The 23,854-nt window shown below is 64.6% G+C and carries 19 protein-coding genes; 9 read left to right on the top strand and 10 right to left on the bottom strand.

Features of this window, described 5'->3' with window-relative positions; translation table 11 throughout:
• Window positions 1-99 precede the first annotated feature (99 nt).
• From LCM32_RS13800 to LCM32_RS13760, 9 genes are all read left to right on the top strand, one after another.
• Window positions 100-582 carry an MSMEG_0572/Sll0783 family nitrogen starvation response protein gene (locus tag LCM32_RS13800; RefSeq protein ID WP_224821657.1) on the top strand — a complete coding sequence of 161 codons (483 nt, stop codon included), beginning with the start codon at window positions 100-102 and terminating at the stop codon, window positions 580-582.
• Window positions 583-660: 78 nt separating this feature from the next.
• Entirely contained in the window at window positions 661-1,641 is a 981-nt protein-coding gene (locus LCM32_RS13795; protein ID WP_224821656.1) for a Nit6803 family nitrilase, read from the top strand.
• On the top strand, window positions 1,634-2,752 hold the full coding sequence (locus LCM32_RS13790) for an MSMEG_0568 family radical SAM protein (RefSeq protein ID WP_224821655.1): 1,119 nt from the start codon (window positions 1,634-1,636) through the stop codon (window positions 2,750-2,752). The genes LCM32_RS13795 and LCM32_RS13790 overlap by 8 nt, the downstream gene beginning before the upstream one ends.
• On the top strand, window positions 2,749-3,300 hold the full coding sequence (locus LCM32_RS13785; RefSeq protein ID WP_224821654.1) for an MSMEG_0567/Sll0786 family nitrogen starvation N-acetyltransferase: 552 nt from the start codon (window positions 2,749-2,751) through the stop codon (window positions 3,298-3,300). The genes LCM32_RS13790 and LCM32_RS13785 overlap by 4 nt, the downstream gene beginning before the upstream one ends.
• Complete coding sequence (locus tag LCM32_RS13780; protein ID WP_224821653.1) at window positions 3,297-4,262, top strand: sll0787 family AIR synthase-like protein; 966 nt, start codon at window positions 3,297-3,299, stop codon at window positions 4,260-4,262. The genes LCM32_RS13785 and LCM32_RS13780 overlap by 4 nt, the downstream gene beginning before the upstream one ends.
• Entirely contained in the window at window positions 4,255-4,542 is a 288-nt protein-coding gene (locus LCM32_RS13775) for an MSMEG_0570 family nitrogen starvation response protein (protein ID WP_224821652.1), read from the top strand. Before LCM32_RS13780 ends, LCM32_RS13775 begins: the two co-directional genes overlap by 8 nt.
• 11 nt (window positions 4,543-4,553) lie before the next feature.
• On the top strand, window positions 4,554-5,822 hold the full coding sequence (locus LCM32_RS13770) for an MSMEG_0569 family flavin-dependent oxidoreductase (RefSeq protein WP_224821651.1): 1,269 nt from the start codon (window positions 4,554-4,556) through the stop codon (window positions 5,820-5,822).
• Window positions 5,819-6,652 (top strand): Pnap_2097 family protein, encoded by an 834-nt coding sequence (locus LCM32_RS13765; RefSeq protein ID WP_224821650.1) that lies wholly within the window; start codon window positions 5,819-5,821, stop codon window positions 6,650-6,652. Before LCM32_RS13770 ends, LCM32_RS13765 begins: the two co-directional genes overlap by 4 nt.
• Before the next feature lie 188 nt (window positions 6,653-6,840).
• Complete coding sequence (locus LCM32_RS13760; RefSeq protein WP_224821649.1) at window positions 6,841-8,127, top strand: MFS transporter; 1,287 nt, start codon at window positions 6,841-6,843, stop codon at window positions 8,125-8,127.
• Between the two features lie 769 nt (window positions 8,128-8,896).
• Here LCM32_RS13760 and LCM32_RS13755 read toward each other — a convergent pair.
• The 10 genes from LCM32_RS13755 to LCM32_RS13710 all read right to left on the bottom strand — a co-directional run bounded on the left by LCM32_RS13755 (window position 8,897) and on the right by LCM32_RS13710 (window position 23,814).
• Entirely contained in the window at window positions 8,897-9,664 is a 768-nt protein-coding gene (locus tag LCM32_RS13755; RefSeq protein WP_224821648.1) for a recombinase family protein, read from the bottom strand.
• 799 nt (window positions 9,665-10,463) lie between these two features.
• On the bottom strand, window positions 10,464-10,865 hold the full coding sequence (locus LCM32_RS13750) for a helix-turn-helix domain-containing protein (RefSeq protein ID WP_224821647.1): 402 nt from the start codon (window positions 10,863-10,865) through the stop codon (window positions 10,464-10,466).
• A gap of 622 nt (window positions 10,866-11,487) precedes the next feature.
• Window positions 11,488-13,818, bottom strand: a complete 2,331-nt coding sequence (locus LCM32_RS13745; RefSeq protein ID WP_224821646.1) for an arylsulfatase — start codon at window positions 13,816-13,818, stop codon at window positions 11,488-11,490.
• 843 nt (window positions 13,819-14,661) lie between these two features.
• Complete coding sequence (locus LCM32_RS13740) at window positions 14,662-14,964, bottom strand: hypothetical protein (protein ID WP_224821645.1); 303 nt, start codon at window positions 14,962-14,964, stop codon at window positions 14,662-14,664.
• Between the two features lie 430 nt (window positions 14,965-15,394).
• Window positions 15,395-18,115, bottom strand: coding sequence for a methionine synthase (gene metH, locus LCM32_RS13735; protein WP_224821644.1), 2,721 nt, complete (start codon window positions 18,113-18,115; stop codon window positions 15,395-15,397).
• Entirely contained in the window at window positions 18,108-19,169 is a 1,062-nt protein-coding gene (locus tag LCM32_RS13730; protein ID WP_224821643.1) for a homocysteine S-methyltransferase family protein, read from the bottom strand. The genes metH and LCM32_RS13730 overlap by 8 nt, the downstream gene beginning before the upstream one ends.
• An 88-nt stretch (window positions 19,170-19,257) precedes the next feature.
• The gene (locus LCM32_RS13725; protein ID WP_224821642.1) at window positions 19,258-20,157 is read right to left on the bottom strand and encodes an alpha/beta hydrolase family protein; all 900 of its coding nucleotides are present in this window, start codon (window positions 20,155-20,157) and stop codon (window positions 19,258-19,260) included.
• Between the two features lie 49 nt (window positions 20,158-20,206).
• A complete protein-coding gene (locus tag LCM32_RS13720) occupies window positions 20,207-22,015 on the bottom strand; it encodes an ABC transporter ATP-binding protein (RefSeq protein WP_224821641.1) in 1,809 nt (602 codons plus the stop codon).
• Window positions 22,016-22,042: 27 nt separating this feature from the next.
• Entirely contained in the window at window positions 22,043-22,873 is an 831-nt protein-coding gene (locus tag LCM32_RS13715; RefSeq protein WP_224821640.1) for an ABC transporter permease, read from the bottom strand.
• Window positions 22,870-23,814: an ABC transporter permease gene (locus LCM32_RS13710; protein WP_224821639.1), complete on the bottom strand. Its 945-nt coding sequence runs from the start codon at window positions 23,812-23,814 to the stop codon at window positions 22,870-22,872. Before LCM32_RS13710 ends, LCM32_RS13715 begins: the two co-directional genes overlap by 4 nt.
• Between the last annotated feature and the right edge of the window lie 40 nt (window positions 23,815-23,854).

The raw sequence follows: 23,854 nt of genomic DNA, 5'->3' as shown, positions 1-23,854 counted from the left end.
CTTATATTGTATGCACTTTGCACTGCTGATTGATTCACTCAATGACACGCAAACATCCTGTCCCCACACGCACCACAACACAGCAACACGGAGGGCAAGATGCCGGCTGTTACCAAGGAAGCGCACAAGGACGGGGACTTTTTCGTCAACTACGAAGAGAAAGTGTTCGAGGACGTAAAGGCGGACGAAGGCGAAAAGGCCCTTGTCACCTTCCATACGGTGGCCTTCGAAGGCTCCATCGGTCTGGTCAACATTCTCAATGCAATCCGCCTCAATCGTAAGGGCTATGAGACGTCGATCCTGCTCTACGGACCCGGCGTGACCCTGGGCATCCAGCGCGGCTTCCCGACGCTGGGCGACGAGGCCTTCCCCGGCCACCAGAACTTTGCCGTGAACCTCAAGAAGTTCATGGCCGAGGGCGGCAAGGTCTACGCCTGCCGCTTTGCGCTGCAGGCGCTCTACGGCCACGGCGAACCCTCGCTGCTGCCGGGCATCACCCCGATCGCACCGCAGGACGTGCTGGACTGCATCCTTCTGCACAAGAAGGCCAACGCCGTCATCCTGGACACCTGGACGGTGTGATCCCTGCCGGGCCGGGGTCCCTCCCCTCCCCGGCCCGGATTTTTCGACCCGCGTCAGAGCAACCCCAAGAGGTGACACATGAGAACAGACACCATCCGCGCCGCCGCAGTGCAGATCGCACCGGATCTTTCGGGCCGCGCGGGCACGATCGAACGGGTCCTGAACGCCATCACTGACGCCGCGGACAAGGGGGCGCAATTCATCGTCTTTCCCGAAACCTTCGTGCCCTATTACCCCTACTTCAGCTTCGTCCTGCCCCCCGTTCAGCAGGGCGCCCCGCACCTGGAGTTGATGACCGAGGCGGTCGTCGTTCCCTCGCCAGAAACCCAGGCGGTGGCCGATGCGGCGCGCAAGCGGGGCGTGGTGGTCGTGCTGGGCGTGAACGAACGCGACCACGGCTCTCTCTACAATGCGCAGCTGATCTTTGACGCCGACGGCACGCTGGCGCTGAAGCGGCGCAAGATCACCCCGACGTACCACGAGCGCATGGTCTGGGGTCAGGGCGACGGCGCCGGGCTCAAGGTCGTCGATACCAAGGTAGGGCGCGTCGGCGCGCTGGCCTGCTGGGAACACTACAATCCGCTCGCCCGCTATGCGCTGATGACCCAACACGAGGAAATCCACGCCGGGCATTATCCCGGTTCGCTGGTGGGCGACATCTTTCGCGACCAGATCGAGGTGACCATGCGCCACCATGCGCTGGAATCCGGCTGTTTCGTCGTCAATGCCACCGGCTGGCTGACCGAGGAACAGATCAACCAGATCCACCCGGACCCCAAGTTGCAGAAGGCCATGCGCTCGGGCTGCATGACCTGCATCATTTCGCCCGAAGGCCGCCACCTGGCAGAGCCGCTGACCGAGGGCGAGGGCATCCTGATCGCCGACCTCGACATGCGCCTTGTCGCCAAGCGCAAGCGCATGATGGACAGCGTCGGCCACTATGCCCGCCCCGAGTTGCTGTCGCTGCTGCATGACACGCGCCCCGCACTGACCCGCCATACCCTTGCCCCACTCGCCACCCCCGAGCCCCAGCCAGAGGAGGACGCCGCCGATGCTTGATACCGCTGCACTGATCAACGAACTGCAGACCCACGGAATGCGCCTGGTGGACCCCAGCGCCGGTCACGAAAGCCGCCGGGGCGGCGCCGGTCCGTCCGACCACAAGGCAATCACCATCGGGGACCGTACGGTGATGATCCCGGTGCACACGGCCCCCAGCTTTGACAGCCCCTACCTGGTCGAGGCGCCGGATGACACCGGCCAGGCCCGCGTCACCCGCGACGGGGCCGAGGTGGCGCTGGTGCGTTTCCCGACCCGCGCGAAGTTCTACCAACTCAAGACCGCCGACGGCATTCCCTACAGCCATATCGCGGCGCTGCATTCCAAGGACGTGCTGGCAACGACCGTCCTGCAGACCTGCATCCGCTACGAAAGCCGCAAGAAGACCTGCCAGTTCTGCTCGATCGGGCAAAGCCTGGCGGCGGGGCGCACCATCGCGCACAAGACGCCGCAGCAACTGGCCGAAGTCGCCAAGGCCGCGGTGGAACTGGACGGCGTGACCCACATGGTGCTGACGACCGGCACGCCTGCCGGCAAGGACCGGGGCGCCCATGTGCTGTGCGAAAGCGCCGCCGCGATCAAGGCCGCCGTCGATCTGCCGCTGCAGGGCCAGTGCGAACCGCCCGAGGACGACATCTGGCACCAACGCATGTTCGATGCCGGCATCGACACGCTGGGGATGCACCTGGAGGCGGTGACGCCCGAGGTGCGCGAACGCATCATGCCGGGCAAGGCATCGGTCCCGCTGGAGAAATACTTTTCCAGCTTCGAGGCGGCGGTAAAGGTCTTTGGCCGCGGCCAGGTGTCGACCTATATCCTCGCCGGTCTTGGCGACACGCGCGAGGCGATCCTCGAGATGGGTGAAAAGCTGTGCGCGATGGGGGTCTATCCCTTCGTCGTGCCCTTCGTCCCGATTTCAGGCACGCCGCTGGAAAGTCACCCCGCGCCCTCGGCCGCCTTCATGGCCTCGATCCTGCACCCCCTTGGGCAGATGATCGCCCGGGCCGGCATCCGCTCGTCCGAGATGAAGGCCGGTTGCGGGAAATGCGGCGCCTGCTCGGCACTCTCGTCCTACGAGACGCTGAAAACGCTCAAGGGGCTGCCCGCATGATCGAGCTTGAGCAGCGCCAGTTCCAGAGCCCCGGATACTACATCCGCGCCGCCTCGAAACGCTTCGAGGCGGAGGGCGCGGCCCGGCTGCGCCACCGGGTTTTCGTCGAAGAACAGGGGATCTTTCCCACCCACGACCGGGACGAAATCGACCTGATCGCCACCCACCTGGTGGCCTTGTCGACCTATGCCCACGAGGCTGATCAGGTGGTCGGCACCGTGCGCATCCACGAAGAGTCACCCGGTCTCTGGTGGGGATCGCGCCTGGCGGTGGACAGCGACTTTCGCGCCGTTGGCCGGCTGGGGGCCGAGCTGATCCGCCTGGCCGTCTGCACCGCGAACGCGCGCGACTGCGCCCGCTTCCTGGCCCATGTCCAGATGCAGAACGTCCCCCTGTTCCGCCGCCTGCGCTGGTCCCCGCTGGAGCAGGTGACGATTCACGGCACCCCCCACATGCGGATGCAGGCCGACCTAGCCCATTATCCGCCCTGCACCGATCCCGTCGCGGGCTGGTATCACCGCCCGACGCGGCGCGAGGCCCGCAGATGAGCACGCCCCTGACAGAGATGACGGCGCGGCTGCAAAGCCACCCCTCGATCCGTTCGAAGCTGGGCATCGCGCAGGCGACACGGATACTGGGCCTGACGGCGCACAGCGACGGGCGCCCCGGTGACGACGCCGCTGCCCTACCACGGGCCGGGGGCTATGACCTGCTGGCCGGCGAGGGGTTCATCCCCGCCTTCATCGGCGATGATCCGTGGTTCGCCGGTTGGTGTGCTGTCATGGTCAACCTGTCCGACATCGCCGCCATGGGCGGGCGCGCCAGCGCGATCATCGATCAGGTCTGGGCCCCGGATGCGGACGCGGCGCGCCCGTTGTTGCAGGGTCTGCGCGATGCCTCTGCCGCCTATGACGTTCCGCTGGTGGGCGGGCACACCAACTTGGCGGCACCTGCGCTGGGGCTGGCGGCCTCGGTCCTGGGACAGGCGCAAAGGCTGATCACCAGCTTTGACGCGCGTCCGGGCGACGTGCTGATCGCCGCCATCGACCATCGTGGCAGCTATCGCAACTTTGACAACTTCTGCGCCGCGCTCGACGCGCCCCACGACCGGCTGTGCCGCGATCTGGCCCTGCTGCCCGCCCTGGCCGAGGACGGACTGGTGCGCGCGGGCAAGGACATCAGCCAGGGTGGCATCGTCGGCACGGCGCTGATGCTGGCGGAATGTTCCCGCGTCGGGATCGAGATCGACCTCGACCGCCTGACGCTGCCGCCCGGTGTGGAGATGGAGCGCTGGCTGCGCAGTTTTCCCAGCTTTGGCTTCCTGCTGTCGGTCGCCCCCGATGACGCCCATGCCGTCTGCGCCCGGTTCGCCGCGCGCGGGATCGAGGCCGGGGCCATCGGCCGGATCACCGGCGGCAGCGCCATCACGATGAACCGGGACGGTGAAACCGCCCCCTTCTGGGACCACGCCCTGACACCCTACCTCGACCTCGGAGCAGACCATGCCTGAAACATACTGGACCGTCCGTTGGCCCGACGGCGAAACCGAGCGGCTTTATTCCCCCTCCAGCGTGGTGGCCGAGGTTTTCGAGCCGGGCCAGAGCTATCCCACCGCCGACTTCCTGCAACGCGCGCGCGTGGCGCTTGAACGCGCCTCGAACCGAGTCGAGCGGAAGTACGGATTTGCCTGCAGCTCAGCCATGGGTCAGCTCGACCGGATCGAGGCGCGCGTGGCGGCCCTCCCGGACAAGGAGGGCAGCACCGTGACCTGCCTGGACATCTCGCAATGAGGACGAAGACGATGAAAGACACCCAGACCCCGCATATTCCTGTCGTGATCGTGGGCGGCGGCCAGGCCGGCCTGTCGACCGCCTGGTGCCTTAAGCAGAAGGGGATCGACAGCATCGTCTTCGAACGGCACCAGAAGTTCCATTCCTGGCGCCTGAACCGCTGGGACAGCTTCTGCCTCGTGACGCCGAACTGGCAATGCCGCCTGCCTGACTTCCACTACGACAGGGACTACGGCGGCACCGATCCCGACGGCTTCATGCTGAAGGATGAGATCACCGACTACCTCGATGCCTTTGCCGACAAGACCGCGCCTGACCTGCGCGAGAACGTCACCGTCACCCGCGTGGCCCCGGTGGCGCAGGGCTTTGTCGTCGAAACCTCGATCGGCACCTGGACCTGCGACCAGGTGGTGATCGCCACGGGTGGCTATGACACCCCGATCGAACCCGCCTATGCGCAGAACCTGTCGCCCGAGATCTTCCAGATGCACTCTGTCGACTATCGCAACGTGGAGCAGTTCCCCGCGGGCGGCGTGCTGATCGTGGGCACCGGCCAGTCCGGCGTGCAGTTGATGGAGGATTTCACCCGTGCCGGTCGCGAGGTGCATCTGGCCGTTGGCCCCTCCCCGCGCTCGCCGCGCAAGTATCGCGGACGGGATGCGACGGACTGGCTTTATGATGCCGGCCACTACGACATCACCATCGCCACCCACCCCGACCCAGTAAAGGCGCTGACGCAGACCAACCACTACATGTCCGGCCGCGATGGCGGGAAAGAGATCGACCTGCGCCGCTTCCATGTCGAGCAGGGTGTGGAGCTTTACGGCTCGCTTGCCGATATGGACGGCACGACGGTGTCCTTCCTGCCCGACCTGGCCAAGAACCTGGACGATGCCGACAAGTCCTACGTCGGGATCCGCACCCAGATCGACGCCTATATCGCGCGCGAAGGCATCGACGCCCCGCAGGAGCCGCCCTTTGCCAAGCTGTGGGAACCCGCAGAAGAGCGTACCCGGCTAGATCTGGCCGAGGCCGGGATCACCTCGATCCTCTGGGCAATCGGGTTCCGGCCGGACTATCGCTGGATCGAAGCAGATGTCTTTGACGCGCGGGGCAAACCCGTCTTTGACCGCGGGGTGACGGCCCAGAAGGGGCTGCACTTCATCGGGCTTGGCTGGCTGAACACCTGGGGCTCGGGCCGGTTCCTGGGCATCGAGGAAGACAGCCGCCACCTGGCCGAGCAGATCGCCGCGCAACTGGCGCCGGTCGGGGCGCCATGAACGCCTGCGCGCGCCTTGAGGCCCATCCCCCGCAGCGCGCCATCGTGCTGCGGGATCGCCTGTTGCTGGGGATGCAGCAGCTTGCGCCCTATGGCCTGTCCGAGCAGTGGCTGCTGCGCGACGCCGGCGACCGACATTGGGCGCTGATCGCCAAGGCGCGGAACCAGCAGGGCATCGCCTTTCACGACGCCGAAGGGCACCCCGTCTACGCCGCCTTCTGCGCGACCGAGCTGCGCCTGGCCCCGCCGCGCGGCCCGCTTCTGGGCACGACGTTCGAGGTGACGTCGAGCCTGCATCAGATCGGCCCGAACCGGCTGGGATCGGAACATGTCTTTCAGGGCGCAGAGGGGCCGCTTGGCAGCCTGCGCATGATCTCGTGCTTTCTGCGCCATGATGGCAGCGGGTCGAACCGGCGATTGCTGCGCAGTACCCTGTCCGGGCTGGGATCGCTTGCGCCGGCCACACCGGGCCTGCTGCGCCAGCATGGCGCGGCGCGCACCATGGCGCGCCATGCGAGACAGGCGCCCATGACCGGGCCCCTGCGGCTGCACTACCAGCCGGTGCCGGCGCTCGACTTCAACGCGGTTGGGCTGCTCTATTTTCCGACCTTCTCGGCCATCGCGGAACGCGCCCGGCCCGGGAGCGGAGCGCTCGCGATGCGCGACGTTGTCTACCTTGGCAATCTCGATCCGGGACAGGAGATCACCGTGCACGACGCCCCGGCTGCCCCGTACCCGGACCCCGCCGCATGCCTGAGCCTCAGCGCGGGGCCCCACAGGCTGGCACTTGTGCGGACAGCCCATCATCCCACCGCCCGGGGCGATAGCTGACCGCACCCCGGGTCCGCGTCCCGGTCCGGCCCACCGCCCCGGCGCGGGCGCCTTTTGGCCGTGACGTCAGGTCTGCGGGCAGCGTACGGCCCCGCACCCTTGTCGCGCCCGCGCGCCACCCCCTACACTGCCACCGCTCCCGCGCCCCCACTGCGGGACCATCGTGTCACGAGGTTTGACCCATGCCGTTGTTTTCCAAAGACCATCCGCTGCCCCGGTTCATTGCCGCCAGCGCCTCGACCAACCTTGGCGACGGGATCGCGGTGGTGGCCTGGGCCTGGGTGGCAACCCTGCTGACACGCGATCCGCTCTTGGTGGCCCTGATCCCCATCGCGTTGCGCCTGCCGTGGGCAATCTTTGCCATCCCCGCAGGCATCATCACCGATCGGGTGAGCCGCAAGGCCCTGATCCTGAGCGCCGACACTCTCCGCGCCGTCGCCTTTGTCGGCGCGACGATCGCCATTCACCTGGCGACCCCCCTGCCCCCTGCGCCGGATGCCGGGGTGGCCGACGCCGGACTTTTCATCGCGCTTGGCCTCTGCGCGCTGCTGATCGGCGCGGCCGAGGTCTTTCGCGACAATGCCGCTCAGACCGTCCTGCCCTCACTGGTGCGCTCGGACAAACTCGAAAGCGCGAATGGCCAGCTCTGGAGCGCCGAGCTGACGGCCAACGCCCTTGCCGGTCCAGCCGTCGGGGCCTTCCTGATCGCCGAGGCGCTGATGCTGCCCTTTGCCTTCAACGTTCTGGCCTATGGTCTTGCCGTGATCCTGGTATCCGGGCTGAACCTGAAGGCCCGCGATCCGAACCGGGTACAGCGGGACTGGAAACGAGAGTTCCGCCAAGGCCTCGATTTCCTGATCCAGCGGCCGATGCTGCGGATGCTGGCCGTGCTGACCGGGCTGTGGAACATGTGCCACCAGATGGTCGTCATGGCGCTTGTCCTGCACGTGCAGGAAAACCTGAATGCCGGACCGAGGACCTACGGCCTGATCCTGGCCATGGGCGCGGTGGGCGGTGTGGCTGGCGGTCTGCTTGGCGGGCCGGCTGCCGCGCGCTTCGGGCGTGGTGTCACCGCGCAATGGGCGCTGCTGCTCAGCTCCCTTTGCTTTGCGCTGATCCCGCTGATGCCCGGAGCGATCAGCCTCACGGTGCTGATGGCCGCCTTTGCGCTATTCGGCGTGACCTGGGATTCCGTCTCGGTCGCGTTCCGGCAACGGATGATCCCCGATGCGATCCTTGGGCGGGTCACGTCGCTCTACCGGCTCACAACCTGGGGCATGATGCCGGTTGGCCTGGCGCTCTCGGGCCTATTGGTGCGCATGGGCGAGCCGGTGATCGGCCGTCCGCTTGCGCTTCAACTGCCCTTTATCGTCGCGGGTGCCGGAACCCTCTTGTTGACGGCCTTCGCGTGGTCGCGGATCGGGCGGGGCTTCACGGAACCCGACAGCTGCACCAACGACTGCCTGCGTGCATAGCTACTCCGGTAGATCAAACCCTGAAGGCAGAACAGAACGGACGGACAGACTGCCCCGCAAGGATGATCCTGCGGCCTTCCTTCCAACGTCATGCAGTCGGCGTACCGCTGTGGTCTCACGCTGGCTTAGATTGCAGCCCTCGAATACCCGCTAGCCCCCCTGGCGTTCCGGATCATCTACTCCGGCGTTCCATCCGCCGGATCGGTCGTTTCGGTCTGATCACACGACGAGCAGAGTCAACGTGGCAGTCACCACCATGAGGCCTACGGCAATCACAGCTGGCAATAGGATCGTGCTGAGCCGCAGGCGAGAGGCCTCGGCGATCAGCCGACGCGTCTCAGCCCGCTCTTGCTCCCATTCCTGGCCGCGAGTTCGAACTTCTCCGAGGAGCTTCTCTGGTTTCATATGCAAGCAGTCTTCGTACCATTTTTTTCCATGCCGACTCCCAAGCGCATTCTTGTTTGCAGGATGGGTGTCAGCCCCAGAAAGGCGATTGCGATCTGTCTCTATGCTCGGCGCGCACAGGCGCAACCCAACAGGCGGCTAGTACACAGGTATGGGCTCTTCCTCAGGAGGGGTGGTGCGCCAGAACGCATCGACAAGACCGATGCGGACTGTATGAGGGACGGCTACAGGAGGTCTGGTTCCGGGATCGCGCCGCAGAATGGCACGATCCCCTTCGCGTTGTGCGGGGTTACCTAGGACTTCTCTTCGACCATGGTGAACCCGTACAGCTCTCCGCGTGAGCAGAGCCATTCCTCGCCGGGTATCAGAATATCCCGAAATTCGGGTGATCGGAGTAGTCTCCCGGCCCTTCACCCTTGAGACGGGCTTTCGCTTTACGCAGCGGGATTGTCACTCGAGACTCAGTCCAGGGCTTTCCGTGCAGTGTCCGGATGCCCTTCTCATTCAGGAGGCGGGCCATTGTACGACGTGTCGCCGACGAGAGATTGCCAAGTTCGCGAAGCACTTCCATGATCTGCTGCTGCAGGGCTTCGGCAGCACGGGCGTTCGCAGCTGTGCCCAGGAGCTGTACTTTGCGTATCTCTGAATTGCCGAAGACCGCGCCTTCTGCTTTCTTCTGAGCCATGCCCTTCTTGGTCGCCTTGGAAATCCCTTCGGCGAGAGCTTCAGCACGCTTAAGATGCGCCGCGCGTGCTGCGGAGGAAATCCGTTCCTCATCCGCGACGCTGATGATGCGAAGAGACTTGGCGACCTGTTTCTCGAAAGCGGAGTAGCGAGACAGGCGGTCCCAGCTCCAGACGAGAAGATGGCCGTCACACGCCACAACGTGCTCCAGAGCGCGCTGCAGCCCTACACGGCGATGAAGGTTGCGCTCGCCGACGCCGGAGGCCGCGTCCTCATAGATTTCGATCAGGCTGAAGCCAGCCTTCTCCGCGAACTCTTCGATGGCCTTCCGCTGTGCGTCCAGGCTGATGCCGTTCTGCTGCTGACCTTCAGTTGAGACGCGCACGTAGCCGACTGCGAGCTTGTGCGGCTGCTGGTCGTCGTGTGCCTGCTGCTGGGTGATGTTCATCGTGGCCTGTTCCTCATTCTCTAGTGCCACATGTCCTTATAGCAAGTTGTGCGTCGGGATGCGTGCAAGGGGGTGAGATTTCCTATCCGACCCCCCCAAGGAACTCATCGACCGGGTCTAGGCTCTCCCTTGCTTTCGTTCGATGTCCGTCGACGCACACGCAGAAACCAAGGCGCGCCATGCGACCCTTCGCGGAGGTTGGGCTGGCTAGTACGCCTCCCTTTCCGTCAGACTCGGGCAGTTGCGGAGGCTGCGCGCCGGGTCAGGAGAACCGGGCATACCGCTTAGCGGCAACAAGCGCTCCTGTGGACGAACAGCGGCATGCGTTGTGTGTTGCCCCACCGTGCACCTCTCGAACCCCTTCCCAGCTGCGGCCTTGTCCCCTGCGTGGTCGCAACGCTCGTCGCACTGACGCATCTGCGCTTACCTGGCCTATGTCTGTGCTGTCTCTGCGCTCTAGGGCGCGCTGTGCTGCTCTCTCGATGCGATCCTCTGTCTCTTTGCTGTCGGTGTTCTATCGCTCTTGGGGTTCTGTTCTGGTGCGCTGCTACACGAAATCCTTGTTTTCTTGGTGTTCTGGGTTGCGCAGGGTTTACATGAATCCGGAAAAACGGGATTTTCGGGTCGGATCTGTCAACTTTAGGTAAACTTTAGGTAAACCCTAGAGGCCATTTTCGGGGTCAAAATGCCCTCTTTTGGGTGTACGGGGTTTACATGGGGCGGCGCTATGTCAACCCGAGTAAACCCCATGACAACCCTTGGCGGCCGTCGCTCTTCCGCATCTCTACGTCGTGAAGCCCTAGCGACCGAAGATCGCGAAGAGGGCTGTGCGCGCCCGGCTCGTGAGACGGGGGTCGGAACCGGACGATGCGTCGCGAATGGCCTCCAGCCAACCGAGTTCGTTTGCAGTGACCGGCTCTCCGAAGGCTTCCATAATCGCCTGAGCCGCCGTCCCTCCGACTGCCTGCTCAAGCGCGAGCTGCATCAAGTAGGCTTTGTCGGTGTCGAGTGCCTTGGCCAGGGAGGGTACCCGGTCAAGTGCGAGCTTGGTACTTCCCTGTTTGAGCATCGTGATCATATTCGGATTGACGAAGCCGGCCTCTGCGGCGATTTCTGCCTGTGACTTTTTGGTCTTCAATTCCAGTACACGACGATCGACGTACTTCGCCAATGCACTGTCAGCGTGGGGCTTGATGGTCATTTGCTACCTCGAATTTTCAAGAACTGCGCGACGCGCATCATCTCTATAGCGAGCGAGACAATGGGGGTGCGTGGCGGGAAGTCTAACGACCATCACTGGTTGGGCGGCCGCGCGATCGCTATGGGCAGAACCAATCCGACGGCTCGTCTGGGGCCGCTAGGCTTGCGCCAGGTTCGGGCGGCAGCTACGCGGAAGTGATTGTCACTCGTGCCGAGGCCTCCGGGCAGGCCGCTACGGCCGGGAAGGGGGCATCCTTCCTTGAGCATCCGAACCTGGGAACCACGTCGATTTCGGCCCAAAGCCGACCTTCGTGTCAGGCGTGACAGATGGTCGGTGTCAGCCTGAACCTTACCCCTGTCCAGATCCGTCCTCGAGATCGGAGCGGACCGCCCCACCGCGACCCTTGGGCGACCACCGAGCATGCCGGGCTGCCTTTCGCTGCAACGTGACAAGCATCCCTTCGCCATTTGGGAGACCGAAAGCCTGTGCGCCGTGAACATAGCATCCAGGACAGCGCACACCCCGCTGCGTCAGTCGAATGTCGGCGATGAGATGAAAACCAAACAGACAGCCGCGCCACCGAATTCAGTCGGGGCGCGGCTGCCAAAGATCGCCTTAAGGTCTATTCGACGTCAATGCGAACGAAGTTGATCGTCCCGGTGAAGGCGTTGTCGTGGACGGCAATGCCGTAGTTGTCACTGACATTGGTGCCTTCGTCGAAGCCGACGTCAGCACCTTCGTCAAGCGAGTACATGTAGCCGTTCGTGTTCTCGATCCGGCCTTCGCCCGCCTTCTCATCGTCGATGAAAATGCTCAGCGTGCCGCCCTTGCCCAAGCCGCCCCCGTCGTAGGCGAACTCGAACCGAAGGGTGTGCTCACCCGCCGGAACGGCCGTGTCGCTGATGATGTCGTACTGCTCCTTGCCGACCCAGTTGTAGGTGAACGCCGGCTTGCCATCCATCATGTAGAGGCTGTAGCCGCCGAACTTGCCGGCCATGGCCAGGATGACACCGTTCGCCCCCTCGTCGACCTCCACTTCGGCCGTGTAGGTGCTGCTCTGGTTCTTCACGTTGATGAAGGCATTCTCCATCATGCGATACATGCCTTCATAGACCGTGAGCGATTTGCGCCCGTCCATCAGGCTGGGCCGACCGGCCGTCGCGGCGTCCAGACGCTCGATCGTGCGGTCGTCAATCGGCAGCACGTTGTATTTCTCGGCCTCACTCATGAAGAGCACTTTCAGCTCTTCCAGCTTCTCGGGCTGCTCCGTCGCCAGATCATTGCTTTGGCTGAAGTCCTCGTCGACGTTGTAGAGCTCCCAGATATCGTCGGCCAGTGTCGTCCGGGGCGCGTCTGCCCAGGGTTCGCTATGCACCGTGGCCGCGACCCAGCCGTCGTGATAGATCGCCCGGTTCCCGACGATCTCGAAGTACTGGGTCTTGTGGAACTCGGGCGTGGCCGGATTGGTGAAGGTCTCCAGCATGCTGAAACCCTCGAGCGGTTTCTGCGTCACGCCATTGACGACATCAGGCGCAGGAACCTTTGCCGCTTCGTAGATCGTGGGGGCGATGTCGATCACGTGGGAGAACTGGCTGCGCACTGCGTCCGGCTCGGTGACATGCCCGGGCCAGACCACGATCATGCCGTTCCGGGTGCCGCCGAAATTGCTGGCGATGCGCTTGGTCCACTTGAACGGCGTGCTGCCCGCGACGGCCCAACCCGCCGCGAAGTGACTGAAGGAGTCACGCGTCCCCAGCTTGTCGAGCTGCTGCGCGACTTCGTCCAGGGTTTCCTCGACATTGTTGAAATAGGTGTTCTCGTTCAGCAGCCCGTTGGCTACGCCCTCGGGGCTCGCCCCGTTATCCCCGAGGATATAGATGAAGAGCGTATCCTCCGCGATGCCCAGGTCTTCGATCGCCGCATAGAGACGTCCGACCTGATCATCGGTGTGTTCCGCGAAGGCGGCGAAAATCTCCATCTGACGAGCGAAAATCTCTTTCTCGAGGTCGCTCAACGTATCCCAGTCCTTGATGAACTCGGGCTTGGGGGGGAGCTGGGTTCCTTCCGGCACGACGCCGAGCTCGATTTGCCGGGCCAGCGTCTTCTCCCGATAGGCATCCCAGCCGTCGTCGAACTTGCCCTTGTAGCGGTCGATGTAGGAGGCCGGCGGCTGGTGGGGGGCATGCGTTGCGCCCGGCGCGTAATACATGAAGAACGGCTTGTCCGGGGTCAGCGATTTCTGGGATTTCATCCAGGCGATCGCCTGATCCGTCATGTCTTCGGTGAAGTGGTAATCCGGATCTTCGGAGTCGACTTCGATCTTGGTGGTTCCGTCGTAGACCGCGGGATAGAACTGGTTGGTCTCGCCCCCCATGAAGCCAAAGAACTTCTCGAAGCCCCGGTAAATCGGCCAGCGGGTGAAGGGGCCGGAATTGCTGACTTCCCAAGACGCGGTTTCGTGGTTCTTGCCGAATTGCGCCGTGTTGTAGCCATTGAGCTTCAGCACTTCCGCGATGGTTGCGCTGCTCTCCGGAATGATGCCCGTGTTGCCCGGGAAGGCCGTGGCCGACTCCGTGATGCTCCCCATGTTGTTGCTGTGATGATTGCGACCGGTCAGCAGAGAGGCCCGGGTGGGCGAGCAGAGCGCGGTCGTATGAAACCGGGTGAAGCGAAGCCCTTCCTCGGCGAGTGCATCGGCTGTCTCCATCGGGATCGGACCACCGAAGGTGCTGCTGTGGCCAAACCCCATGTCGTCAATCAGCACGAGGACCACGTTCGGCGCGCCTTCGGGCGCTTCAATGGACCAAGGCGGCGGCGCTTCCGCGTCCCGCGCGTCGAGTTCGGTGTATTTGGGAACATCTGGGGACGTCATCGGCAGGCGCGTGCGGTCCTGCGCGAAAGCCGCGGTCGAGAGCAGGACCGCTATGGTGAAACTGGATGTGAATAGATGCATTTCATACCTCCGTTAATCGCATTCAGGACGGCCTGCAATTTTTGCCGTCCTCACAGGGAAGCCATTGGCCTCCCACGGGAAATAGTGATTCAAATCTTGAGGAGAGCGTAGCATACAATCAACGCGTGCATAGAGTGGCCTTCATGCCGTTTCGCTGCGTCGCAACGCGGCTTGCAGATCAGATGGGATAGGCGGACGATCGATGAGGGCGCCATTGCAAGGGGGAGCCTCCCGGATGTCCTGAGAGCGCGTAGCGCTATTCAAATGCCCCGTGTTCCAGAAATTCGAAACGCTGCGATGCGGCAATCGCCGGGAGATTGGATGTCGCGAGAGCGTCGGAGCGGCGGGTCTTTGCAATCAACCTGAATGGCGGATTTTGTGAAACGAACTCAGCGTGTCCATGTCCGCTTCACTGCGGATGGCTGCCGATCGTCGCAGTCGCAGCGAACGGCCGCTCTCCGCTCCTACCGTTGAAAAAGTCTGTGTTGTAGTGCGGCAGGTCTTTCGATTCACTCAAATATACTGGGATGGGAGGATTTCGGGATGATGGGCAGGCAGGGAGCAACCGGCGCAGCCGTTCTACTAGTCCGATCTGGAGCGGCGCGTCCCGGCCACTCACATGCTGCGAGAGATCGATCTGTTTCTTGACGGTTACAGTCTTCGGGATGCGCTGTGCCCGTTCTTCAGCCACCTTGGCCGCCCCTCCATCAATCCCAAGTTGATCATTCGGATGGAGGTGATCGGCTACACCGTGGGTACAGACCAAGGGGTGGTCATCCTGAGCGATAGGCCTGATGCCGTGCGCGGCAGCCCCGCCATGCGACCGAGGCCGCCACGCACGGCTCAGATCGGGGCGATAAGCAGCGTCACCCTCGTCTGCTCGGGTCTCGATCCTGCCAGGCGTCTGCGCGCAACATGCAGCTTGTCACGCGCGGCCTCGAACTGCATCAGCGCACGCGAACGTTTCTCGTAGGCCAAACGCAGTCGCGATCCCGGGTTGCCGATCGGCAGCGCCTTCGCGGGAAACGCTGCAGGAAACCAGCTACTTGCTGAAGCGAGTTGCGACCGCCACTCACGGTCGGCGCTCTCGTAGCGCAACATCGTAATCTTGAGCAGGCGAAATCGCTGCGCGAGTTGTTGCTCCATCTCCTAACCCTCCCGAAACATTCTCCGATGACCAAAGGTAACACGGCATGTTCGCCCGTGGCGTCACTTTCACTCGACTGGGTGTGCAATGAGCGGCGCATGAAAAGACAAGGTTGGGAAACATAAGTTAACCCATTGAAAGATATAGAGGCAAAACCGATGTGGTTGGGCATCTTTCGCAATAAATTCAAAGGGCACCACAGGAATCATAATCCGCGTGTCGGGGGTTCAAGTCCCTCCTCCGCTACCAAATCCCCCCCACATCTCTGAAATTCGTGGTGCCCGCAGCGGGGTGTTTGCCTCTGTGGCGCGTTGCGCTTTCACAGGCACATTGGCGCGTGCGCGAGGCGCCATCCGCTATCGTGCGCGCTGAGGACACGTTGGCCGGAACGGAAAACGGCGACCGATCAGTGATCGGCCGCCGCTTCTGTCATTCCGCCGCGATCACATTGGCCGCGCCGGGGCGGTAATTGAGGATCGGGGCGAGCCACCGCTCGACCTCCTCGACCGCCATGCCCTTGCGGGCGGCATAATCCTCGACCTGGTCGCGCTCCACCTTCGCCACGCCGAAGTAGTAGGCATCGGGATGGCCGATGTAGATGCCGGAGACGGAGGAGCCCGGCCACATGGCCATGCTCTCGGTCAGTTCGACACCGGTGTTCGCCTCGGCATCCAGCAGCTTGAACAGGGTGACCTTCTCGGTGTGATCGGGCTGCGCGGGATAGCCCGGTGCCGGGCGGATGCCACGGTAGGGTTCGCCGATCAGCTCGTCCGGGGCAAAGGTCTCGTCCGCGGCATAGCCCCAGTGCTCCTTGCGCACCCGCTCGTGCATCATCTCGGCCATGGCTTCCGCGAAACGGTCGGCGAGGGCCTTCACCATGATCGAGCCATAGTCGTCGCCGCGCTTCTCGTAGGAGTCGGCGATGGCGATCTCCTCGGGGCCGGCCGTGACGACAAAGCCGCCCACCCAGTCCGGGGTGCCTTCCGGCGCCACGAAATCCGCGAGGGCGAGGTTCGGGCTGTCCTTCCGCTTGGACGTCTGCTGGCGCAGCGTGAAGAAGGTATCGAGCGGGTCGGTGCGGGTCTCATCGGTGAAGAGGCGGATGTCGTCGCCTGCGCGGTTCGCAGGCCAGAAGCCGATGACGGCGCGGGGCTTGAACCACTCTTCGCCGATGATCTGCTGCAGCATGGCCTGTGCGTCGCTGAAGAGGTTGCGCGCAGCCTCGCCGTATTTCTCATCCTCGAGGATACGGGGATAGACGCCCTTCAGCTCCCAGGTGCGGAAGAACGGGGTCCAGTCGATGTAGCGGGCAATCTCGGCGAGATCCCAGTTCTCGATCACCTTGGCCCCGGTGAACGCGGGCGCCGGAACCTTGTAGTCCGTCCAGTCGATCGCCATGGCATTGGCGCGCGCGGCCGCCAGCGGCAGCCGTTGCTTGGCCAGTTCCGCCCGTTCGTGGCGCGCCGCAACCTCGGAATATTCCGAGCGGATGCCGTCGATGTAGACCTGTTTCTGCGTCTTGCTGAGCAGCGACGACACAACGCCCACCGCGCGGCTGGCATCGGTGACGTAGATCGCCTGGCTCTTCTTGTACTGGGGCGAGATCTTCACCGCCGTATGCACCTTGGAGGTGGTGGCCCCCCCGATCAGCAGCGGCACGTCGAAGCCTTCACGCTCCAGCTCCGTGGCGAGGTGCACCATCTCGTCCAGCGAGGGGGTGATCAGCCCGGAAAGGCCGATGATGTCGACATCATGCGCCTTGGCCTCGGCGAGGATCTTCTGCGGCGGCACCATGACGCCGAGGTCGATGATCTCGTAGTTGTTGCAGGCCAGAACGACGCCGACGATGTTCTTGCCGATGTCGTGCACGTCACCCTTCACCGTCGCCATCAGGACGCGGCCGGCGCTTTCGCGTTTGCCGTCCTTCTCGGCCTCCATGTAGGGCAGCAGGACGGCGACGGCCTGCTTCATCACGCGGGCGGATTTCACCACCTGCGGCAGGAACATCTTGCCCGCGCCAAAGAGGTCACCGACCACGTTCATGCCTGCCATCAGCGGGCCTTCAATCACGTCGAGCGGCTTGTCCGCAGCAAGGCGTGCGGCCTCGGTATCCTCGTCCACGTATTCGGTGATGCCGTTGACCAGCGCATGTTCCAGCCGCTTCTCGACCGGCCATTCGCGCCACGTCAGGTCCTTCTCGCGGCCCTTGGCCCCGCCCTGGCCGCGGTACTTCTCGGCCACGTCCAGCAGGTTCTCGGTCGCGTTGCCACCGTTCGCGGGGGTGCGGTTCAGGACCACGTCCTCGCAGGCTTCGCGCAGCTCCGGGTCGATCTGGTCATAGACCGCCAGCTGCCCGGCGTTCACGATCCCCATGTCCATGCCGACCTTGATGGCATGGTAGAGGAAGACCGCATGCATCGCCTCGCGCACCGGCTCGTTGCCGCGGAAGGAGAACGACAGGTTCGAGACACCGCCGGACACGTGGCAGTGGGGCAGGTTCTTGCGGATCCACTCCGTCGCGCGGATGAAGTCGACGCCGTAGTTGTCGTGTTCCTCGATGCCAGTCGCCACGGCAAAGACGTTGGGATCGAAGATGATGTCCTCGGGCGGGAAGCCGACCTTCTCGGTCAGCACCTTGTAGGCCCGTTCGCAGATCTCGATCTTGCGCTCGTAGCTGTCGGCCTGACCGCTCTCGTCGAAGGCCATGACCACGACGGCCGCCCCGTAGGCGAGGCAGAGCGAGGCCTGCTCGATGAAGTTCTCCTCGCCTTCCTTCAGCGAGATGGAGTTCACCACCGGCTTGCCCTGCACGCATTTCAGCCCGGCCTCGATCACCTCCCACTTGGAGCTGTCGATCATGACGGGCACGCGGGCGATGTCGGGCTCGGCCGCGACGAGGTTCAGGAAGTCGATCATCGCCTGCTTCGAGTCGATCAGGCCCTCGTCCATGTTGACGTCGATGATCTGGGCCCCGTTCTCGACCTGATCGCGCGCTACGTCGAGCGCGGTGGCATAGTCGCGGTTGGTGATCAGCTTGCGGAACTTGGCCGAGCCGGTGACGTTCGTCCGCTCGCCCACGTTCACGAAGGGGATGTCCTTGGTCAGGACAAAGGGCTCAAGCCCCGAGAGGCGCAGCAGGGGGTCACGCATTGGCCAGCTCCTTCAGTTTGCGCGGGGCGTAGGATGCCAGGTGTTGCGCGATGGCGCCGATATGGTCGGGGGTGGTGCCACAGCAGCCGCCCGCCACGTTGATCAGCCCTTCCTTGGCGAAGACCTCGACCAGTGCGGCGGTCTGCTCCGGCGTCTCGTCGTACTGGCCAAAGGCATTGGGCAGGCCCGCGTTGGGATAGGCACAGACCAGCGTGTCGGCCACGCCGGCCAGTTCCGTCAGGTGCGGCCGCATCGCATCGGCCCCAAGCGCGCAGTTCAGCCCGATGGTAAAGGGCCGCGCATGGCGCACCGAATGCCAGAAGGCCGTGGGCGTCTGGCCCGACAGCGTCCGCCCCGAGGCATCGGTGATCGTGCCCGAGATCATGATCGGCAGGCGCTTGCCCAGCTTGGCAAAGCTTTCCAGCGCGGCAAAGATCGCGGCCTTGGCGTTCAGCGTGTCAAAGATCGTCTCGATCAGGATCAGGTCGGACCCGCCCTCGATCAGCCCGTCGATCTGCTGCCCATAGGCGATCCGCAGGTCGTCGAAGGTCACGGCGCGGTAGCCGGGATCGTTCACGTCGGGGCTGATGGAGGCCGTCCGGTTGGTCGGGCCCACGGCCCCGGCCACGTAGCGCGGGCGGCCGTCTTCGGCCTCGGCCCGCTGCGCGGCGCGACGTGCCACCTGCGCGCCGGCAACGTTCAGGTCATGCACCGCCGCCTCGAGGCCATAGTCGGCCTGCGCGATCGTGGTGGAGGAGAAGGTGTTGGTCTCGAGGATATCCGCCCCGGCACGGGCGAACTGCATGTGGATATCCTCGATCGCCTGCGGCTGGGTCAGAACCAACAGGTCGTTGTTGCCCTTCTGAGGATGGTCCGAGCGGTGCTGCTGACCACCGGGGCCGGTGATCTGGCCATTGGCGGTGAAATCCTCCTCGGTCAGGGTCAGCGTCTGGATCATCGTGCCCATGGCGCCGTCGAGGATGAGGATACGCTCACGCGCGGCGGCCTTAAGCGCCTTGAGACTGTCGGTGGTCGGAAGCGAGAAGTTGATCATGTCGAATCTGCCCTTTCAAGCCGCCTCGATAGGACAGATCGACGTGAACAGTAAAACTCATAATTCTCCTAACGGATATGAGTTTCGTTCACCTTGCGCCGGACAAGCTCACCACGTCGCCCGGCTTGGCGGCACGCAGGGACGTCAGGACCTCCGCAAAGAACTCCATCGCGAAGGGGGCCCCCTTCAGCGCCGCGTGGGACATGTTCGGCACGATGTCGAGCCGCACCTCGGCGCCCGCGTCACGCAGGTTCTGCGCCAGCGTCTGCGCGCGTTCCGGGCGGGTGGCCCCGGCGTCGTTGGCGCCCTCCATCCAGTTGCGCGATCCGGGCCTGTGGGTGATCTCCCAGGTCTCCACATCCGCCTTGCCGACGATGATGCTGACCGGCACCTTGGCGATGGCCGCGCGGTCCACAGCGATGCCGAACCGCTCTTCCATGTCGCGCGTCCCGACCCAGAAATCCCGGCTATCGTCGATCAGCGTGACCGACCCCGGCGCACCGATGGACACGGCCCAGAGCCGGTCGGGATGCAGCAGCAGGAACCGGTTGCAGAAGTGGCCGCCGCCGGAATAGCCCCACATGCCGACCGTCTCGGAGGAGACACCGTATTTGGCGGCGACCTCCTCGACCATGCCCAGCACCGCCAGGTCGTAGCGCAGGCCCTGCTCGACCATGTACTTGTAGCCGTCGCGGTTGCCGTCGCCGAAGACCCCCACCGGGAAGAGCGGCGCGAGGATGATGCAGTTGTTCCAGCGCCCGAATTCCGCGAACCAGTCCCGGTAGGACATGAAGGGGCGGTCCGTCCCGTGCACCACGACGACGATCCGCGTCTCGGGACCGACGACCGTCGCAGGCGGCACGTAGAGGCAATAGACCAGCCGCGGGTCAGCGGCATAGGTGAAGACAGTGGTGCTGCCGTAATCGTAAAGCGCGGTGCCACGGCTGGCCGGATCCTCGGTGCGGGTGGTCTGTTGGGTCGGGCTCAATGGGGGCTCCTTCACGTATCAGGTGGGGCTGGTCAAATAGGGCTGCGGCTCAGGCCGCGCTGTGCAGCGCGACGAAATGGTCGCGCGCAACTTCTGCTAGTCGGTAGTCGGGATCGTCCTTGTCGCCCTCGGGCCAGTAGAACGTGCCGGTCGCTTCCGCTGTGTCCGCATAGCGGCCTTCGCGCAGCCCGTAGGCCCCGCTCTCCTGCCGTTCCAGCCGATGGGAGGCCTCCAGCAGGCGGCGGGTGTAGGGATGCCGGGGATCGCGGAACAGCGTCTCGGCGTCCGCCTGCTCCATCGTGCGGCCGCGATACATGACCATGATCCGGTCGCAGAGGCTTTCCACCACCGACAGGTCGTGACTGATGAAGAGGCAGGCAAAGCCCAGCCGTGCGCGCAGGTCGGCCAGAAGGGCAAGGATCTGCGCCTGCACCGTCACGTCGAGCGCCGAGACGGGTTCATCCGCGACGACGAGATCGGGGTTCGAGATCAGCGCCCGGGCGATGGCGACCCGTTGGCGCTGCCCGCCGGAGAGTTCATGCGGGAATCGCTCGCCATAGCTGGCGTCGAGGCCGACCGCCTCCAGCATCTCGTCCACCGCCATGCGCCCGCTCTTGGTGCTGGCCTCCGCCTTGTGGAGCCGCAGCGGCTCTCCGACGATGCGCGAGATGCGGTAGCGCGGGTTGAGCGAGGAATAGGGATCCTGAAAGACGATCTGCATCTTGGAGCGCAGATCGCGCAGCGCGCTGCCGTCGGCCTGCGTGATGTCCGCACCACGGAAGGCGATCCGGCCGCCCGAGGTGTCCTTCAGCCGGATCAGCGCCCGGCCCAGCGTGCTCTTGCCCGAGCCGCTTTCGCCCACCAGCCCCAGCATTTCGCCCGGCCGGATATCGAGCGAGATCTCGTGCACCACGGGCACCTCCCGGCGCGGCCCGAGGAAGAACTTCGCCGCCCCCTCGTAGGAGATCGAGACCTTCTCTGCCTTGATGAGCGGTTCGCCCTCGGCACTGGGGCGGATCTCGTCAGGGCGTTTCGGCAGGGCCGCCAGCAACCGCTGGGTATAGGGATCGGCCGGGGCCGCCAGAACATCTGCGGTCTTGCCCGCCTCGACGATCCGGCCCTTCTCCATCACGCTGAGCGTATTGGCATAGCGGGCGACAAGGCCGAGGTCGTGGGTCACCAGCAGAACGCTTGCGCCGAAACGCTCGGCCGTTTCGGTCATGATGTCGAGGACATCCTGCTGCACCACCGCATCCAGCGCCGTGGTCGGCTCGTCCGCCAGCAGCAGCTTGGGGCGCAGCAGCATGACGGAGGCGATCATGATCCGCTGGCGCATCCCGCCCGAGAATTCGTGCGGATAGCGATCGAGGCAGCCTTCCGGGTCCTTGATCCGCACCGCCTCCAGCATCTCGATCGAGCGTTTGCGGATCTCGCTGGCCGGGGCCCCGGTGTGCAGGCGCATCGCCTCGGCCATCTGGGCGCCGATCTTCATGGAGGGGTTCAGCGAGACCAGCGGCTCCTGAAAGATCATCCCGATATCGACGCCCCGCCGCGCGCGCAGGCCGCTTTCATCCAGATCGGTCAGCACCGTGCCGTCGAAGCGGATGCGCCCCGCCGTCACCTCGATCCCGTCCGGCAGCAGCCCGATGAGCGAGCGGGCCAGCATCGTCTTGCCCGATCCGCTTTCGCCGACAAGGGCGTGGATCTCGCCCGGCATCATCTTGAGCGAGGCCTGCCGCACGATGGGCACCTCTGCCCTGCCCGCGGTCAGGGCGATGTCCAGCGCGTCGATCTCGAGCAGCGGGGCCGGGGCCGCTTCCGCCGTCTGCGGGCGCTCTTCCACAGGTGATTGTGCCATGGCCGGGTCCTCCGGGCGTCTTGAAGGTTAGAGGTTGCGATTGCGCGGATCGAGAACGTCGCGCAGGGCATCGCCAAGGAGGTTGACCCCGATCAGCGTGATCGAGATGCAGAGCCCAGGCAGGATGCCCAGCCAGGGGAAGCGGGTCAGTTCGCCCCGCGCCTCGGCCAGCATGTTGCCCCAGGTGGGCGCGGGCGGCGGCACGCCGAGGCCGAGGAAGGACAGCGCGCTTTCCGCCAGCAGCACCCAGCCCAGCATCGTGGTGCCCAGAACGATGAGCGGCGCGATGCAGTTCGGCAGGATGTGGTGGATCAGCGTGTAGAACCAGCCGTTGCCGATCGCGACCGAGGCCTCGACATATTCCTTTTCCCGCACCGAGAGGACGGTGCCGCGCACGAGGCGCGTGACCGACGGCAGGTAGGCGAGGCCAAGCGCGAGGATCACGCCCCATTTCGACGGGCCGAGCACCACCATCAGCGCGAGGGCCAGCAGCAGGCCGGGGAAGGCGCTGAGCGCCTCGATCACCATCATGGTGAGCCGGTCCACCGTGCCGCCGGCATAGCCCGAGACCGCGCCCAGCACGACGCCGCAGGACACCGCCAGCACCACCGTCATGAAGCAGACCAGCATCGAGACGCTGGCCCCGGCGAGGATACGCGACAGCAGATCGCGCCCGAAGGCATCGGTGCCCAGCAGGAACTGGAGCGAGGGCCCCTCCAGCCGGTTGCGGAAGTTGGGCGCCATGGGATCATGCGGCGTCCAGAGAATGCCGACGACGGCGGCCACCAGCACCAGAAGGCAAAGCACGAGGCCGATACGCCCGTTGAAGCGGCGGGTAAGCAGTTTGTAGGTCTTCATTTCAGTCTCACCCGCGGGTCGATCAGCGAATAGAGGATGTCCACCAGCAGGTTGACCACGACATAGACCAGCGCGACGATCAGCAGCGCACACTGCAGGACGGGGTAGTCCCGGGCATAGATGCTGTCGACGATGAGCTTGCCGGTCCCCGGCAGGGAAAAGACGGTTTCAATCACCGTGGCCCCGCCAAGCAGCGCGGCGAGGCTGAGCCCGGCCATGGTGAGCGTGGGGCCGGCGGCGTTGCGCAGGACGTGGCGCCACAGGACGGCGACCTCTCCCAGCCCCTTGGCGCGGGCGTGGGTGACATATTCCATCCGCAGCACCTCGAGGGCGCTGGAGCGCATCATGCGGGTCAGCACCCCGATCTCGGTCAGGGCCAGCGCGCCCACCGGCATCAGCAGGTAGAGCACCCCGCGGCCGAAATCCTCCAGCACGGAGACATAGCCTATGGTGGGCAGCCAGCCGAGCCAGACACCGAAGGTCAGCAGCAGCATGAGACCGACCCAGAAGCTGGGCAGCGAGAGCGTGAAGATCGCCAGCAGGGTCACCGCCATGTCCGGCGTGCGGTTCTGGAACCGTGCGGCGATCAGACCGGCCGGAATGGCGACGATCCCCGCGACGGCCATGGCAAGGAAGACCACCGATGCGGTCACGCGGAAGCGTTCCATCACCGTCGGCAGCACCTCCTGCCCGGTCCGGATGGAGACCCCGAAATCGCCCTGCACGGCCTTGCCGAGCCAGAGCGCGAACTGCACCGGCACCGGCTGGTCGAGGCCAAGCTCGGTCCGCATCGCGGCGAGGGTTTCGGTGGTGGCCTGATCGGCCAGCATGATCTGGGCGGGGTCGCCCGGGATCGCCCGGATCAGGGTAAAGACAAGTACGGCCACGAGGAGCACCGTTGGCGCGCCCATCAGGCAGCGTTTCAAGACATAGGTGAGCATGACGCCCCTTCGATGATCGTTCCGCTTGGAAAACGGCCCC

It is taken from the genome of Pseudooceanicola nanhaiensis (assembly GCF_020171315.1).
GTDB lineage: Bacteria > Pseudomonadota > Alphaproteobacteria > Rhodobacterales > Rhodobacteraceae > Pseudooceanicola > Pseudooceanicola nanhaiensis_A.
The sequence above is the reverse complement of the archived record's forward strand: the minus strand, read 5'-3'. Positions and strand labels throughout refer to the sequence as shown.